This is a genomic window from Octadecabacter algicola (assembly GCF_021532625.1).
In the GTDB taxonomy this organism is placed as follows: Bacteria; Pseudomonadota; Alphaproteobacteria; order Rhodobacterales; family Rhodobacteraceae; genus Octadecabacter; species Octadecabacter algicola.
The window spans coordinates 135,018-152,226 of sequence record NZ_JAKGAR010000001.1 but is presented as its reverse complement, the minus strand read 5'-3'; the positions used below and the strand labels follow the sequence as shown (position 1 = coordinate 152,226).

Below are 17,209 nucleotides of genomic sequence, written 5' to 3'. Positions count from 1 at the left end.
CCAAGACCTTTTCAGCGCCACAGGCGCCTTGTTGATGAAAGACTGAAAATGCGCCTCCTGCCCATCCTTGCTGCGATTGTCGTTTCCTTGACGCTCTACGCCCTTGTTTTCGAGCGCGACCAGTTAATGGCCTTTGCACAGGTCGAAGCAGAGACAGAAACCACCAACGTAGACGCAGAGGCCCCGCCCCCCGTGAGTGTGGTCGTCATGAGATCACAGTCTCAAATCGTTGAAAGTGCAGTGGTATTGCGTGGCCGCACCGAAGCCGCGCGACAGGTTATAGTCGCATCCGAAACAGGCGGCCAAGTGGTGTCCGAACCCATCCGTAAAGGCGCATTCGTTGAAACGGGTACCCTTCTTTGCCACCTTGATCCCGGTACACGCGCGGCGCAATTGGCTGAAAGCCGCGCCCGCCTAACCGAAGCGCAGGGCAAGGTTCCAGAAGCCGAAGCCACGGTCGCCGAAGCGAACGCCCGCGTCCGAGAAGCAGAGATCGAAGTAAACGTCGCAAGCCAGCTTAGTCAGGGAGGATTCGCTTCTGAAACTCGACTAATCAGCGCACAAGCCGCCCTTGAAGCCGCCAAAGCAGGCGTTCAACGCGCATCTAGCCAAGTAATTTCAGCGCAAGCAGGCATCGAAGCCGCGCAAGCTGGCGTCGCCGCGATTGAACGCGACATTGAACGGCTCAACATCACCGCGCCCTTCGCTGGGCTGCTCGAAAGTGACACTGCTGAACTCGGGACATTGATGCAGGCCGGCTCGCCCTGCGCCACAATCATTCAACTTGATCCGATTAAACTCGTCGGGTTCGTTCCAGAGGCTGACATCGGCAACGTTAGTTTGGGCGCGATGGCCGGAGCACGATTGTCGACTGGCGAAGAATTCGCAGGCCAAGTATCGTTCGTATCCCGATCCGCGGATGAAACAACCCGCACCTTCCGCGTGGAAATTCAGGTGCCAAATGCGGATATGGCGATCGGCGACGGTCAGACGGTTGAAATCCTTGTCGCATCCAGCGGGCAAACCGCACATCTTTTGCCGGGGTCTTCGATGACCTTGGACGATGAAGGCACTATCGGCATTCGTGCCTTGGCCGACGGCGACATCGCCCAGTTCATGCCCGTTGGAATTATGCGCGACACGGTTAATGGTATCTGGGTCTCGGGTTTGCCAGAAACCGTCGATGTTATCGTGGTCGGGCAGGAATACGTCACCGACGGTGTGCCCGTCACCCCAACCTACCGTGAGGAGTCCGACGGATGATGAATATCGTCGACGTCGCAGCCTCCCGCGCGAGGATGGTGTTGGCCTTTATCGCTCTGTCAATTTTGGCGGGGGGCATGGCCTATTTCGGTTTGCCAAAAGAAGGTGAGCCCGACATCGAAATTCCGGTCATATTTGTATCTGTCCCCTTCCCCGGTATTTCCGCTGAAGATTCAGAAACCCTTCTCGTGCGGCCTATGGAGGCCGAACTGCAGGACATCGACGGCCTAAAAACCATGACCGCGACGGCAGCCGAAAACTACGCCGGTGTGGCGCTTGAATTTGATTTCGGTTGGAACAAGACTGAAACAATGGCCGATATCCGCGATGCCATGACCCGCGTCGAAGGCCTGTTCCCTAATGGAGCCGACAACTATTCGATCAACGAAATCAACTTTTCCGAATTTCCTATCGCTATCGTCAACCTGACAGGTAACGTCCCTGAACGCACTTTGATCGCCGTCGCAAAAGACCTGCAGGACGCGGTTGAAGGCATTGACGGGGTGTTAGAAGCCTCCCTCACGGGTCAACGCGAAGAGATGATCGAAGTGATCATCGATCCCCTTCGCCTTGAGGCGTACAACGTCACCGCAGGTGAATTGATCGACGTCGTTACCCAGAACAATCTACTGATTGCCGCGGGCGAGGTCGAAACGGATCAAGGGTCTTTTGCCGTCAAAATTCCATCCAGTTTCGATGAACCACGCGATATCTATGACCTACCTGTAAAGACAAACGGTGATCGCGTCATCACCCTTGGCGACCTTGCAGAAATTCGCCTGACCTTTGAGGATCGCGCCAGCACTGCGCGGTTCAACGGGACTACGACGGTCGCTTTGCAGATCGTCAAACGTCGTGGTTTTAACCTGATCGACACCGCCCAAGAAGTCCGTGATCTGGTCGATGCAGAGGTCGCCAGTTGGCCACAAGATCTACAGGACGCGGTTCAAGTTGGCGTCAGCAACGACCAATCCCGTAACGTAGATTCCATGGTGCGCCAGCTTGAAGGCTCAGTACTGACAGCCATCGCTTTGGTGATGATTGTGGTTTTGGCAGCCCTCGGGACCCGCCCAGCGCTACTGGTTGGCTTTGCCATTCCGACGTCGTTTCTGCTGTGTTTTGCCTTCCTTGCTGTAATGGAAATCACGATCTCCAACATCGTTATGTTTGGCCTGATCCTAGCTGTCGGGATGTTAGTAGACGGGGCCATTGTTGTCGTGGAATACGCCGACCGTCGCATTCGCGAAGGTGCGGGCCCGATGGCGGCCTATACGGATGCCGCCAAACGGATGTTCTGGCCAATCGTATCATCAACCGCGACAACGCTTTGTGCATTCCTGCCGATGCTGTTCTGGCCCGGCGTGCCCGGTCAATTCATGGGCATGTTGCCCGTAACTATTATCTTTGTTCTCTCAGCATCCCTTGTTGTCGCCTTGATTTACTTGCCTGTCTTGGGCGGCGTCACAGGCCGGATGAGTCGCGCATTCGGTTCGACTTCAGACGCCCTTAAGGCGCGCTTGCCGTGGTTTGTAAACGCAGCCCTCGTGCTGCCGTCGATCATGATCGTCTTTACAGGCGCGATGCTGACCCTCAACCCCGGCTACCTTACGGGCAACCAAGTTGACGGCAGCTTTTTCGCGTCTCTTCCCGGCATGATCTTGTTCCTGCTGGGCACATTTGCCCTCTCGATCACCGTCGGTGCCGCCAAGATCGAACGCAAGCCTCGTAACATCAAAGCCGGTTATAGACGGTCTATCTTTGGCCGCGTGATCCACTTCATCGCGGGTAACCCGATCATGCCTATCGTCGCTATTGGCGGTATCTTCTTCGTCGTGATGACTACGTTCACTTACTTTGGCGCCAACAATAATGGCGTTGAATTCTTCGTGGAATCCGAGCCCGAACAGGCCATCGTTTACGTCCAAGCCCGTGGCAACCTCTCCGTTTCTGAAAAGGACGACATTGTCGCCCAAGCAGAAGCCATCGCGCTGCGCGAACCCGGTGTGCAATCCATATTCGCTTTTGCCGGTGCAGGTGGTCTGAACCAGAACACGGGCGGCGGCGAAGGCCCCCGTGACACAATCGGACAACTGCAAATTGAATTGGTCCCATGGGAAGACCGCCCTGCCTTTGCGCGCGCCAATGACATTGATCTGGCGACCCTCGACGGCGACCTCGTGATGGAACGCCTCCAGACCGAGCTTGAAACCCTCCCCGGTATCCAGACCGAAATCCTGAACCTCAGTCGCGGCCCGGCCTCCGCCAAACCCGTTCACTTGCGCCTGACAGGCGACAACTGGGACGACCTGCGCGCCGCCACGACGACAGCCCGCGCCCAGTTCGAGGACACAACAGGCCTGATCCAGATCGAAGACAGCCTGCCCCTGCCCGGCATTGATTGGGAAATAACCGTCGATGTAGAACAAGCTGGCCGTTATGGCGCCAATGTCGCCGCTGTTGGCGGCATGGTGCAGCTGGTCACACGCGGCATTCTTTTGGATACGATGCGCGTTGACAGTTCCGACGAAGAAATCGAAATACGTGTGCGTCTTCCAGAACAGGACCGCGTTCTGTCGACATTGGACAGCCTGCGTGTGCGCACCAATGCGGGCCTTGTGCCCCTCTCCAACTTTATCACCCGCACGCCGGTTCCTGAACTCAGCCAGATCGACCGCATTGATCAATCGCGTTATTTCGACATCAAGGCGGGCGTTGAGCCGGACCTGATCAAATTCATGGTTGGTGAAGACGACGAGCAAACGATGCTCGGCCTCTTCCGTGAAATCGAAGCGGAGGCATCTACCGATGCAACTCGGACCGTGGAAACACCGGACGGCACCCTGTTTGATCTTGTCGAACTGGGCGATGCGGCAAGTGTCGCAGACGTCCAGACCGCGATCGATGACGGTGACACAGTTCAGGTCGCGGTGAACGGAAACGAACGGATTGAACAGCTGACCGCATGGCTCGAAACAGATCCCTTCCCCGCGTCTATCAACTATGAATGGACCGGTGATCAAGAAGATCAGGCGGAGTCAGGCGCGTTCCTTGCGCAGGCTTTCTTAGGGGCGCTGGGGTTGATGTTCATCATCCTGCTGGCGCAGTTCAACTCGGTCTACAACTCTATCCTCGTACTTCTTGCCGTGGTGCTTTCCACCACTGGCGTGCTGATCGGGATGCTTGTTATGGATCAAGCGTTCTCCATCATCATGACTGGTACGGGCATCGTCGCCTTGGCGGGGATTGTTGTGAACAACAACATCGTGCTTATTGATACCTATCAAGAATACGAACGCTACATGCCCCGCACTGAGGCGATCACCCGCACAGCCGAAGACCGTATTCGCCCTGTGTTGCTCACGACCATTACAACAATGGCGGGCCTTGCGCCGATGATGTTTGGTCTAAGCCTAGATTTCATCGGTGGCGGGTTCTCGGTCGATAGCCCTACATCATTGTGGTGGAAACAACTGGCGACTGCCGTCGTCTTCGGGCTTGGCATCGCGACTGTTCTGACGTTGGTGTTCACCCCGTCGATGTTGGCACTGCGCGTTTGGGTCACCACCTACGCGCGTTGGGCCGGACAGCTTTTAGCGAAGCTCTCAATGGGAACAACCAGCCGCGCTGCGCAGGACTGGGCCCTATCCCGCGAAGCAAAACGCATCAAAGCGCCAGAGTTTATTTGGGATGATCTTGATGCGCCCTTCGCCTCGCCGCCAGCAGAAAAAACTAAGGCCAAAGATATCAAGGTCGACGACGCAGCGCTGCGGGCTGCAGAGTAAATTCTCGCCCTAACGCTGCGCCCCAGTTTTTGAACGTTAAGCTGCTTCGTCTTGCTGCTGGCGATTCCACAATTGTGCGTAACGCCCCTCGGCGCTCAAAAGATCATCATGGGTGCCCTGTTCGACAACCACGCCGTTTTCCAACACCACAATCCGGTCCGCATCCGCAATCGTGCTCAGGCGGTGAGCAATGGTCAGAACCGTTCGTCCCTGCCCCATGGCCTTTAGCTCACTTTGAATTTCCATCTCTGTCTCGGTGTCCAGCGCACTTGTTGCTTCGTCCAAGATTAAGATCGGTGGGTTCTTGAGCAACGTGCGCGCAATTCCGACACGTTGCTTTTCGCCACCTGACAGCTTTAGGCCACGTTCGCCTACAGTGGTTTCATACCCATCGGGCAAGCTTTCAATGAAGTCATGAATTTTGGCAGCCTTCGCCGCTGCCTTGATGTCATCAAAGCTGGCACCATCGCGGCCATAGGCGATGTTGTAGCGGATTGTGTCGTTAAACAGCACGGTATCCTGCGGAACGACGCCAATCTGCTCGTGCAGGCTAAGCTGTGTCACGTCGCGCAGGTCTTGCCCGTCAATGCGGATCGCGCCCTCCCCGACATCATAAAACCGGAACAAAAGTCGCCCGATGGTCGATTTTCCTGAACCCGACGATCCGACAATCGCCACAGTTTGTCCCGCTGGGATAGGCAAATCCACGCCTTTTAGAATTGGACGTGCGGCGTCGTATCCAAAGAAGACATTGTCGAAAACAACTTCACCACCTTGCACGTCTAGAACATGTGCATCTGGCTTGTCGTTCACTTCGGCTGGCTGCTCTAACAAGGTGAACATTTCGCCCATATCGACCAAAGCCTGCCGGATTTCACGGTACACGGTGCCCAAAAAGTTCAACGGCATGGTAATTTGAATCATGTAGGCGTTGACCATAACGAAATCGCCAACAGTCAGTGCTCCGTTCTGCACGCCCATTGCAGCCATCACCATTACAACGACCAGGCCCCCGGTAATCAGCACCGATTGCCCAAAATTCAAGAACGCCAAAGAATACGACGTCTTCAACGCAGCGGCGACGTATTGCTCCATCGCACCATCATAGCGTTCTGCTTCGCGTTGTTCGGCGCTAAAGTACTTTACAGTCTCAAAATTCAACAGACTGTCGATCGCCTTTTGGTTGGCGTCAGTGTCTTGGTCGTTCATTTCCTTACGGATCTTCACGCGCCATTCGGTCACCGTGAACGTGAACCAAATATAAAGAGAAATCGTTCCGACAACCACCGCCAAGTACCAAACATCAAACAAGAAAAACAAGATGACTGCGATCATCAAAAGTTCCAGCAACAACGGCCCGATAGAGAACAACAAGAAGCGCAAAAGGAATTCGACGCCCTTCACCCCACGTTCAATAATCCGGCTCAGCCCGCCAGTTTTACGGGTGATGTGATAGCGCATTGACAGGTTATGAATGTGCGTGAATGTCTCAAGCGCCAGTGCGCGCAATGCACGTTGGCCCACGCGCGCAAAGATTACATCGCGCAATTGGTTAAACCCGACAGTCATCAAACGCGCGACCCCGTACGCGATAGTCAAACCAACAGCCCCAACCGCCAACATCGAAGCAGATCCCTCACCCGCCAAGGCATCAACTGCTCCTTTGTAAAGAATAGGCGTGGTTACGGCGATCAACTTTGCCATGAACAAGACGCTAAGGGCGGCGACGACACGGTTTTTCACCCATTGCTGACCGTCAGGCCAAAGATACGGGATGACCCGTTTGACGACTTTCCAACCTTGAATCTTTTGGTTGCTTAGGTTGGCATCTGTTTGGGTCAGGTGGCGCATGTCGCTCTTTCATCTAGGCAGAGCAGTTACCTAATATGCCTGAGGCCCCTTTGCCAGATGCGATCAAATTTGTTCTGAGCAAACACTCCTGCCGATTATTGTCTGCCCGAGAGAATTGATCGAACCGCCCCGCTGAGATTGTTTCCAATTCCAGCATCTAACCCTACGATATTTGAGTCGTGCATTGTCCGACTACATTAGTCAGGATAGGTTAACGCACGACATTGGGGGACAATGATGAACGAGTCGAAACCGAAACAACCGGGGTCAAAATCTGGCCACGGACCTGACCTATCTGCCTTCGATTGGGCGGATGCCCTCCGGCTTGAAGATCAGCTCTCAGAGGACGAACGCATGCTACGGGATGCGGCCCGCACATTTGCACAAGACACCCTCCAGCCTAAAATACGCGATGCCTACCGCAATGAGACAGTCGACAGCGACATCTTTCGCGAAATGGGTGCGGCAGGGTTGCTCGGTCTAACGATCCCCGAAGAATACGGCGGTCTGGGTGCGGGCTATGTCACCTATGGACTTGTTGCCCGCGAAATCGAACGCGTTGACAGCGGGTATCGTTCGATGATGTCGGTTCAATCGTCCTTGGTCATGTATCCGATCAACGCCTACGGGTCAGAAGAACAGAAACAGAAATACCTACCCGGTTTGGCCAGCGGTGAATTGATCGGCTGTTTCGGGTTAACCGAACCCGACGCAGGCAGCGACCCCGCAGGTATGAAAACCCGCGCGACAAAAACCGCAACAGGTTACAGCCTGAGCGGGTCGAAGATGTGGATTTCGAACGCGCCGATTGCCGACGTCTTCGTTGTTTGGGCAAAATCTGATGCCCATGATGGCAAGATTCGCGGCTTCATCCTTGAGAAAGGCATGAATGGTCTGTCAGCGCCAAAGATTAGCGGCAAACTATCGTTGCGGGCATCCGTTACCGGTGAGATCGTTATGGACGGCGTCGAAGTCGGCGAAGATGCGTTGTTGCCTGATGTTCAAGGCCTCAAGGGCCCCTTTGGCTGTCTGAACCGCGCGCGCTATGGCATTGCTTGGGGCGTCTTGGGCGCTGCGGAATTCTGTTGGCACGCTGCTTTGCAATACGGATTGGATCGCAAACAGTTTAACCGTCCGCTTGCTCAGACGCAGTTATTTCAAAAGAAGCTCGCGGATATGCAGACCGAGATCACACTTGGATTGCAATCGGCCCTGCAACTTGGCCGACTGATGGATGCAGGTAAGGCCGCGCCTGAAATGATAAGCCTGATGAAACGTAACAACTGCGGCAAAGCGCTGGATGTGGCGCGGGCGGCGCGTGACATGCATGGCGGCAACGGGATCTCGGACGAATTTCACATCATGCGCCATATGGTGAACCTTGAAACCGTGAACACCTATGAGGGGACTCACGACGTTCACGCCTTGATTTTAGGGCGGGCGCAAACCGGCCTTCAGGCGTTTTTCTAATGCTAACCATTTTTCTAACTCTAACGCACAATCGCCGCATCGGCCTCGCAATTGCGCCCTATTGCGCTCCTAGCAGGGCGACCTGTGCTAGATCATACTTTGACTGAGAAGCTACGATGAAAGATATTATGACGTCCCTTGCTTATGATCTTGGCGGACTTAGCCGCGCTGACTGGATCGAGAAAGTCGAAGACATTGCCGAAGAACACGGTCACGCCGAACCTATTGGCCCCGACCACTTCGCTTACTTCATTGATGCTGGCCGAACATTGTTTGTGACCTTTGAAAGTGTTGCGTCGGTTCGAAAGAACAATGATGAGACGGCCCCAATCGGTTGGGGCTTTGCCCAAACCCATGGGTGGTCCAGCCTCACACTCATGGCGGCGGCCGATACAGATTGGTTCCGCCACCCAGCGATGTTTGGTTACTTTGATCGTCTGATTGATGACGGTTTTTTCGATGATTTCGATCAAGTGCTGTTTTACGGAGCCGGTTCCGCAGGCTATGCTGCGGCTGCCTTTTCCGTTGCAGCACCGGATTCAAAGGTCTTGGTGATCCAACCACAGGCAACACTTGATCCAGCCCTCGCCCGTTGGGATCACCGCTACCCCGAGGCACGCCGCCTCGATTTCACCAGCCGCTTTGGATACGCGCCCCAAATGGTCGAAACGGCTCGAACTGTCTCAGTGATCCATGATCCGACAGTGATCGAAGATGCTGTTCATGCGTCGTTGTTTAACGGCGAAAACACCAATCACTTCAGCTGCACCTATCTTGGCCCAGATGCCCAGCGCGGTTTGTTGGGAATGGATGTGCTGCCCGAATTGATTGAACAAGCCATGAACGACAACTTGTCGTGCGACTGTTTTGCGCATCTTTGGCGGGCGCGGCGTACGCATATGCCATACCTGCGCACGCTTTTGCATCGCGCCGAGGCAGAAGAAGGGCACGAGCGTATGCTGGCGCGGTACTGCCGCCAGATCAGCGCCAGTGGCGACCGTCCATTGTTCGCAGAAAAGCTCGCCCAGTTAGAGGCGAGCGGCGTTTGCATTTAGAAGGGCATTTAACCTTTGCGGTTTTCAAGGGCGCGTTGCCCCCAGCGCAAAAGACGCATGCCAAAATAACCCAACATTCCGCCAATCGCGAGGCTCAACGGCGTGCCCGTGCTGAACACGGAACAAAGAACGCCGGCAATGATCATGGCGACCATAAAGGCCAACGTGCGAAGTTCGCCTTCGGCGAGCTCGATAGTGTCGCTCAGCATTCCGGCGATCGGACGGGCAACAGGGCCTTCGAGCATTGGCGTAACGCCGCCGGCAATAAGTGCTATCAAAAATCCAAACATAGACATGTCCTTTCAGGAACAATTCATGGCGTGTTCATCAGGATTTCGCAAACTCGCGCCCCTAAGACAAGGGGCGGTTTACGGGGAATTGTCAAACCGATCCCTCTGGTCAGACGGCGGCGGGCGGTGTAAAGGGCGGGTATGCCCAAACAAAGCCCAGATAGCCTGACGATCCGCCGCCCAGATGACTGGCACCTTCACCTACGCGATGGTGCAATGATGGCCGCGGTGACGCCTCACACAGCCGCTCACTTTGAACGTGCGATTGTAATGCCCAACTTGGTGCCACCCGTCGTGACAGGCGCGCAAGCCGCCGCGTACCGCGACCGCATTATGGCACACGTCCCCGAAGGGTCCAATTTTCGCCCGTTGATGACATGCTATCTGACCGAAGATACAGATCCAGAAGACATCGCAAAGGCCCACGCGGACGGCATCATCACTGCTGTTAAACTCTATCCAGCTGGTGCGACAACGAACTCTGCCTCTGGTGTTTCTGATTTCGACAAAGTCCGCCCCGTGCTGGAAAAGATGGCCGAAATCGGCCTGCCGCTCTGTGTGCACGGCGAAGTCACTGATCCGTCAATCGATATCTTTGACCGCGAAGCCGTCTTTATTGATAAGGTTCTTAAACCTATCCGTAAAAAGACGCCGGATTTGCGGGTCATTATGGAACACGTTACAACAGAAAACGCAGTTGATTACGTGCGTGACAGCCGTTCAAACCTTGCCGCGACCATTACGACCCACCACTTGATCATCAATCGTAACCACATCCTCGCCGGCGGGATCAAACCACATTATTACTGTTTGCCCGTCGCCAAGCGCGAAAAGCACCGCATTGCTTTGGTGCAGGCTGCGATCTCGGGAGACAAACGGTTCTTCCTTGGAACAGATTCCGCGCCGCACACGGACGAAAATAAGCTATTGCCGTGTGGTTGTGCCGGTTGTTTCACCGCCATCAACACCATGTCCTGCCTTGCCGAAGTGTTTGACGCCGCAGGTGCCATGAGCAAGCTCGAAAACTTCACGTCGCTTGCGGGCCCGCGCTACTACAACCTGCCGCCCAACGAGGCCACGATGACTCTGACCAAGGGTGATCCTGTCACCTACCCTGCTACAGTCGATACCGGTGACGGTCCTGTCACAGTGTTTGACCCAGGCTTCCCGCTTCATTGGCGCGTGCAATAACCTAAACCGAAAGAGAACCATGATCCCTACGTCTTTTCCTGACAAAGCCGAAATCGCCCGCCTGTCGGCACGTATGCTGATCGAAATCGGTGCGATCGATTTCAACGCAACCGAGCCTTTTACACATGCGTCCGGCAAGAAGGCTCCGACGTATGTGGATTGCCGTAAACTGATTTCCTTCCCGCGTATCCGCAGCACTTTGATGGATTTTCTGGCCGTGACGACCATGCGCGAAGTCGGGTTCGAAGCGTTTGACAATATCGCAGGCGGGGAAACCGCTGGCATCCCGTTCAGTGCTTTGATGGCAGAACGCCTTGCATTGCCAATGACCTACGTTCGCAAAAAGCCCAAAGGCTACGGCCGCAACGCCCGCATCGAGGGCGTGATGACTGAAGGCCAACGCGTGCTGCTGGTCGAAGACCTTACGACTGACGGCGGCAGCAAGTTGTCTTTCGTAGACGCGATCCGCGAAACCGGTGCGACCTGTAATGCGACCGCCGTCATCTTTTACTACGGTATCTTTGAAGGTGTCGAACAAACCTTGGGCGAACATGGCGTTCAGCTCATCAGCTTGTGCACATGGTGGGACGTTCTGGCGGAAGCCAAGGCATCCGAATCCTTTGACGCTGAAACACTGACCGAAGTCGAAGCCTACCTGCGCGATCCAGCAGGTTGGTCAGCGGCCCACGCGTAAACATATAAAATAATCCGAATGGGTTTCGACCCATTCGCTACAACATACAGCAGCAGCACCCTATCAAACTGCTGTATGTTGTGGCACACTTTCGCGCAGCGACCTATCCACAGGTTATACAATTTGCCTCGTTGAGGCTGATTTTGTATGACAGCGCAGCGGTGGGACGCGCGATCAAGGGGCACTCAAATGAACGAAGTATCGACATTCAACGCAACAGGCGTCGCTGAAGCGAACGTTGATACTGCCCCCCATTCTATCGAAGCCGAACAGCAGCTTTTGGGCGCAATCCTGACCAACAACGATATCTTTGATCGCGTTGCGTCTATTGTCGGCCCAGACCATTTTTATGACCCCGTGCATGCACGTATCTTTGAAACCGCTGCCGCACGTATCGCCAAAAACAACCTAGCGTCCCCTGTCACGCTAAAGGCGTTTCTCGAAGACGATGAAGGCCTCAAAGAACTCGGCGGTCCCGCCTATCTTGCGCGTCTTGCCGGTGCTGCGATTTCTGCCTTTGCGGCCCGCGACTACGCGCAGATGATCTATGACCTTGCCGTACGCCGTGAATTGATCACCGTCGGCAACGACATTGCGTCAAAGGCCAAAAAGGTCGACGTCGCAAGCGAGCCGAAAGAGCAAATCGTTGAGGCTGAACAGGCCCTTTATAAACTGGCCGAACAAGGCAGTTCCGAAGGAGGGTTCCAATCTTTCCTTAAAGCCGTCACCGAAGCCGTTAACGTCGCCAATTCCGCCTACCAGCGCGAAGGCGGTTTGGCCGGTGTTGCAACGGACCTTATCGATTTGGACAACAAGCTTGGTGGTTTGCACAAGTCTGACTTGTTGATCCTTGCGGGTCGTCCATCGATGGGGAAAACCTCACTTGCGACCAATATCGCGTACAATGTCGCCAAGGCCTATAAAAAGGGCCTTCTGACGGACGGAAGCGAAGGTGCGGTTGATGGCGGTGTTGTCGGGTTCTTCTCCCTCGAAATGTCGGCGGAACAGCTTGCTGGTCGTATTCTTGCGGAAGCATCAGAAATTTCGTCCCATAAAATCCGCCAAGGTGACATGACCGAAGGCGAATTTCGCCGCTTCGTAGATGCCGCTAAATCCCTTGAGGCGTGCCCTCTTTATATTGATGACACGGCTGCAATCCCGATCAGCCAACTGTCCGCCCGTGCGCGCCGCCTGAAACGGACCCATGGCCTTGATCTGTTGATCGTCGACTACCTGCAGCTTGTCCGCGGGACGTCCGACAACCGTGTTCAGGAAATCGGTGAGATTTCCATGGGTCTCAAGGCGATCGCCAAGGAACTCAACATCCCGGTTATCGCCCTGTCTCAGTTGTCGCGTCAGGTTGAAAGCCGCGAAGATAAACGCCCACAACTGTCTGACCTTCGTGAATCCGGTTCGATCGAGCAAGATGCCGACGTCGTCATGTTCGTGTATCGTGGTGAATATTACACCGAACGCGAAAAGCCCGAGGATTCGAACCTCGAGGCGATGGCCACTTGGCAGCAGAAGATGTCCGATCTTTTCGGCAAAGCCGAAGTCATCATCGGTAAACAGCGTCACGGTCCAATTGGCACCGTGGAACTGTCGTTCACGCCGGAATTCACCCGCTTTGGCAACCTTGTGAAACCTTGGCAGCAGAACGGCGATCAAGAATTCTAAAGGCGGCTTGCCCCTCAACGCACAGGCTGGCACAACACCGCAATGAGTACAGGTTTCTTATCAGTTGATTTAGACGCGCTCGCCACAAATTGGCGCGCGCTGGATGCAATGACAGACGTTGAAACATGCGCTGTCGTAAAGGCCGATGGTTATGGTCTCGGCGCGGGTAAAGTCGCCCGCGCGCTTGCTAAAGCCGGCGTGAAACGGTTTTTCGTAGCCGTCGCCGAAGAAGGCGTAGAACTACGCCAAGCCCTTGGTCCAAATGTGGAAATCTGTGTGTTCTCGGGCCACATGCGCGGTGATACAGATATGATCGCCGATATGGTCCTGACACCGATGTGCAATACCGTCGGCCAGTTGACCCGCCACCTAGAAGCCCTTCCCGAGCATCCGTTTGGGGTTCAACTCGATACTGGGATGAACCGCCTTGGCCTTGAGATTGGCGAATGGGCGAGCGTGGCCGAAATTGCTTTGGCTCAAAACTGCCGCCTTGTAATGTCCCATCTGGCCTGCGCCGATGAGCCGGACCACCCGATGAACCGCCAGCAACTTGAACAGTTTCACCTGATGACGGACGGTATTTCGGTTCCGCGATCTTTGGCTGCGACGGGGGGTATCCTTCTGGGGCCCGAATACCATTTCGATCTGACCCGCCCCGGTGTCGGCCTTTATGGCGGCATGCCATTCGCGGATGCGCAGCCCGTGGCCTACCTGGACTTGCCGGTAATCCAAATTCGTGAACTCGAAGTGGGCGAAACCGTTGGCTATGGCAATGCATGGACCGCAAAACGTCCTTCCAAAATAGCAACCGTTTCAGGCGGTTATGCAGATGGGCTACATCGCGCGCTATCCGCAGGTGTTAACCTGTGGCACGGTAGCCAATCCGTGCCTGTCGTTGGGCGCGTGTCTATGGATTTGATCACCGTTGATGTGACGGACCTGCCCGAATTGCCTGGCTCGCTGTCTGTTTTGGGCCCCGATCAAACAGTCGATGCCTTGGCCGCTAAAGCGGATACAATTGGCTATGAAATCCTGACCTCTCTCGGGTCGCGCTATGCGCGTCGGTATGCAGGCGGATGATCGCTCCCGTGTCCTCATTTCTGGCATCCCTAGGGGCGGCGTTTCTTGGGGTTCTAGCATCCGTCGGACGGTTGGGTGTTTTTACCGGCCAAACCATCAGCCATTTGGTTCGTCCGCCATTCTACGGTCGTGAGTTTGCCCATGCCCTCTTGCAGATCGGTTACTTCTCCTTACCGGTCGTTGGGCTGACCGCCCTATTCACCGGTGGTGCCTTAGCCCTACAAATCTACGCGGGCAGCGCCCGTTTTAGTGCCGAAGCAGTCGTACCGCAGATCGTCGCCATCGGCATGGTGCGCGAACTTGGCCCTGTTTTGGTCGGGCTGATGATCGCGGCGCGCGTGACGTCATCGATTGCCGCAGAAATTGCGACCATGAAAGTGACTGAACAGATTGACGCTTTGGTGACACTTTCGACCCACCCGATGAAGTACCTGACCCTGCCCCGCGTTCTGGCGGCAACCTTGGTGATGCCGCTGCTTGTTGGTGTCGGCGATATCGTGGGTATTTATGGTGGGTATCTTGTCGGGACCGGACGACTTGGTTTTAATGCAGCCGCTTACCTACAAAACACCGCCGATTTCCTAGAACCCTTGGATGTTATCTCATCTTTGGCAAAAGGAGCTGTGTTTGGGTTCATCGCCGCCCTTATGGGATGCTACTACGGCATGAATTCTGAGCGCGGAGCGATGGGCGTTGGCCGCGCAACAAAGTCGTCCGTTGTTGCGGCGGCGATCCTGATACTCGCCGCCAACTTCCTCCTGACTGAGGCGTTTTTCTCAGCATGATTACGATTGAAAACCTCCATAAGTCTTTTGGCAGTAACGCAGTTCTCCGCGGTGCAAGCTTGCACGTCCCCAAGGGCGAAAGCATGGTTGTGATCGGTGGCTCTGGCACCGGAAAATCTGTTCTTATCAAATCTGTACTGGGTCTTGTTCAACCGGACAGCGGGACCATCACTGTAGACGGTAAGGATGTGAACAAAGGCGACCGCGATGCGTTCTTGGCGCGCTTTGGAATGCTGTTTCAGGGTGCTGCGCTGTTTGACAGTCTTCCCGTTTGGCAAAACGTCGCCTTCCGCCTTTTGCGTGGGTCGCTAAAGAAACCAAAAGACGAAGCCCGCGCAATCGCTATTGAAAAACTGCGCCGCGTTGGGCTGACAGAAGATGTTGCCGACCGCCTGCCCGCCGAACTATCTGGCGGCATGCAAAAGCGCGTCGGTCTGGCACGCGCAATCGCGGCCGAGCCCGAGATCATCTTTTTCGATGAACCAACGACCGGACTTGATCCAATCATGTCTGGCGTCATCAATGATCTGATCCGTGAAATCGTAACGGAAATGGGCGCAACGGCCATCACCATCACCCATGACATGACATCCGTTCGTGCGATTGCAGATAAGGTCGCCATGCTCCACGCTGGCAAAATCCGCTGGAGCGGCCCAGTGGGCGACATGGACGAATCCAATGATCCCTATGTGGATCAATTCATCCATGGACGCGCAGAAGGTCCGATCGAAGCCGTCCGCTAACCGAAGAGGTGGAATAATGGACCTAATGATCGCTGTTGTTATTGCCTTCGGTGGCGCACCCCTTGGCGGAGTTCTGTTGCTCATTGGGCTTGTGGGACAGTTCTGGAATCCCTCAAAAAAACCGCGCGTTTGGCCTGCCATTTTGATGGTTATAGGCGTCCTTCTGGTGATCGCGGCCGCCTCAATGTATTCGGCCTTATCGCAAACTAATTTTAGTCTGTAGGAGCCCATCCGAATCGCAACACTGTGTGCGGCACCAGAACAAACACTACATTTCGAAGATCAGGCTTGATATCGACCCGATGCAAAGTTTCCGCCCCAGATAAAGGAAGCGGAAAACAAGCACGCATCATCAAAATATCTCTATATCCTCAAACAATCCGGCCAATTGCCTGTTATTGTTCCGGTTTTCCTTACCATGCTGCTTTTTTGGGTAATTTCCCCTTGGGACCTCGGCAGGAAACCGCCTAAGATGGGTTAACGTTTTTTTGTGCATCACAACTTGGGGGTGAATGTGTCCGATCTGTCTTTGGTGGCACGTAGCCACCGTGGTCTTCATTTTGTTTCAATGACCTTGATCGCTCTGATCGGTCTGACTGCGGTCGCGTATACGTTGGCTTGCGCGTTTGGTTTGGCTCCTTGGCTGACCTTCACGGCAGTCTTTGGTGAGTACTCAGTGCCGAACGCTGGTTTGATCACGCAGATCGTATTGACAGTCATCCTCGCGTCACTGTTCTTTTTCATGCCCAGCGCAGGCCGTATCATGTCGCTTGAACGTTCCCACCGGAACTTCAAACTCAGCATGGAAGATGTCGCGCGCGCTTATCACCTTTGCCATACAGCAGATCGTTCCGGTGTTTTCACCATGAGCAGTGAGTTTGACGCTGTGCGTGAACGCCTGTCCTACCTTCGAGACCACCCTGACCTAGACCGTCTGGAACCATCTGTTCTGGAACTGGCCGCACAAATGTCCCAGCAATCCCGTGAATTGGCTGATGTCTACAGCGATGAAAAGGTCATGCGCGCGAAGACATTCCTGACACAGCGCCAAGAAGAAGCAGAGCGTCAGCAATCCTTGATCGTCGAAGCGCACCACGCGCTGCGCGACATTCGCAAATGGTCCCAACAGGTGGAACTGGAAGAAAGCGTTGTCGCCAGCCAGTTGAGCCAGTTGGAAGAACAGCTTGAGGCAACTTTGCCGTCTCTTGGTTACACCTTGGGCAAGGAAAGCGCCGAGATCGTAAAGCTGTCACAAAAGCCCGCTGCTGAATAATCCGACCTTTCCCCCTAGCAGTAACACCTTGTGGTGGCCCGCTTTGGTCGCCACA

At 54.9% G+C, this 17,209-nt stretch carries 13 protein-coding genes; 11 read left to right on the top strand and 2 right to left on the bottom strand.

What is annotated here, in order from left to right; genetic code table 11:
- Positions 1-48 precede the first annotated feature (48 nt).
- Positions 49-1,263 carry an efflux RND transporter periplasmic adaptor subunit gene (locus L0666_RS00650; protein ID WP_235257094.1) on the top strand — a complete coding sequence of 405 codons (1,215 nt, stop codon included), beginning with the start codon at positions 49-51 and terminating at the stop codon, positions 1,261-1,263.
- Entirely contained in the window at positions 1,260-5,045 is a 3,786-nt protein-coding gene (locus L0666_RS00645) for an efflux RND transporter permease subunit (protein WP_235257092.1), read from the top strand. Before L0666_RS00650 ends, L0666_RS00645 begins: the two co-directional genes overlap by 4 nt.
- 36 nt (positions 5,046-5,081) lie before the next feature.
- Here the strand turns inward: L0666_RS00645 and L0666_RS00640 are convergent, their stop codons facing one another.
- Positions 5,082-6,896 carry an ABCB family ABC transporter ATP-binding protein/permease gene (locus L0666_RS00640; RefSeq protein ID WP_235257090.1) on the bottom strand — a complete coding sequence of 605 codons (1,815 nt, stop codon included), beginning with the start codon at positions 6,894-6,896 and terminating at the stop codon, positions 5,082-5,084.
- 237 nt (positions 6,897-7,133) lie between these two features.
- Between L0666_RS00640 and L0666_RS00635 the strand changes: the two genes are divergently transcribed.
- Positions 7,134-8,366, top strand: coding sequence for an acyl-CoA dehydrogenase (locus L0666_RS00635; protein ID WP_235257087.1), 1,233 nt, complete (start codon positions 7,134-7,136; stop codon positions 8,364-8,366).
- 116 nt (positions 8,367-8,482) lie between these two features.
- Complete coding sequence (locus tag L0666_RS00630; protein WP_235257085.1) at positions 8,483-9,421, top strand: hypothetical protein; 939 nt, start codon at positions 8,483-8,485, stop codon at positions 9,419-9,421.
- An 8-nt stretch (positions 9,422-9,429) separates the two neighbouring features.
- On the opposite strand, the gene L0666_RS00625 is transcribed toward L0666_RS00630, so the two are convergent.
- Positions 9,430-9,711: a hypothetical protein gene (locus L0666_RS00625; RefSeq protein WP_235257083.1), complete on the bottom strand. Its 282-nt coding sequence runs from the start codon at positions 9,709-9,711 to the stop codon at positions 9,430-9,432.
- 141 nt (positions 9,712-9,852) lie between these two features.
- Between L0666_RS00625 and pyrC the strand changes: the two genes are divergently transcribed.
- The 7 genes from pyrC to L0666_RS00590 all read left to right on the top strand — a co-directional run bounded on the left by pyrC (position 9,853) and on the right by L0666_RS00590 (position 17,154).
- Complete coding sequence (gene pyrC / locus L0666_RS00620) at positions 9,853-10,902, top strand: dihydroorotase (protein WP_235257081.1); 1,050 nt, start codon at positions 9,853-9,855, stop codon at positions 10,900-10,902.
- Positions 10,903-10,921: 19 nt separating this feature from the next.
- Positions 10,922-11,596 (top strand): orotate phosphoribosyltransferase, encoded by a 675-nt coding sequence (locus L0666_RS00615; protein ID WP_235257079.1) that lies wholly within the window; start codon positions 10,922-10,924, stop codon positions 11,594-11,596.
- Between the two features lie 189 nt (positions 11,597-11,785).
- Positions 11,786-13,273, top strand: coding sequence for a replicative DNA helicase (locus L0666_RS00610; protein ID WP_216037294.1), 1,488 nt, complete (start codon positions 11,786-11,788; stop codon positions 13,271-13,273).
- A 42-nt stretch (positions 13,274-13,315) separates the two neighbouring features.
- Positions 13,316-14,353: an alanine racemase gene (alr, locus tag L0666_RS00605; protein ID WP_235257077.1), complete on the top strand. Its 1,038-nt coding sequence runs from the start codon at positions 13,316-13,318 to the stop codon at positions 14,351-14,353.
- A complete protein-coding gene (locus L0666_RS00600) occupies positions 14,350-15,138 on the top strand; it encodes an MlaE family ABC transporter permease (RefSeq protein WP_235257075.1) in 789 nt (262 codons plus the stop codon). The genes alr and L0666_RS00600 overlap by 4 nt, the downstream gene beginning before the upstream one ends.
- Entirely contained in the window at positions 15,135-15,881 is a 747-nt protein-coding gene (locus tag L0666_RS00595; RefSeq protein ID WP_235257073.1) for an ABC transporter ATP-binding protein, read from the top strand. The genes L0666_RS00600 and L0666_RS00595 overlap by 4 nt, the downstream gene beginning before the upstream one ends.
- A gap of 568 nt (positions 15,882-16,449) precedes the next feature.
- The gene (locus tag L0666_RS00590; RefSeq protein ID WP_235257071.1) at positions 16,450-17,154 is read left to right on the top strand and encodes a DNA repair protein; all 705 of its coding nucleotides are present in this window, start codon (positions 16,450-16,452) and stop codon (positions 17,152-17,154) included.
- The last annotated feature ends 55 nt before the right edge of the window (positions 17,155-17,209 follow it).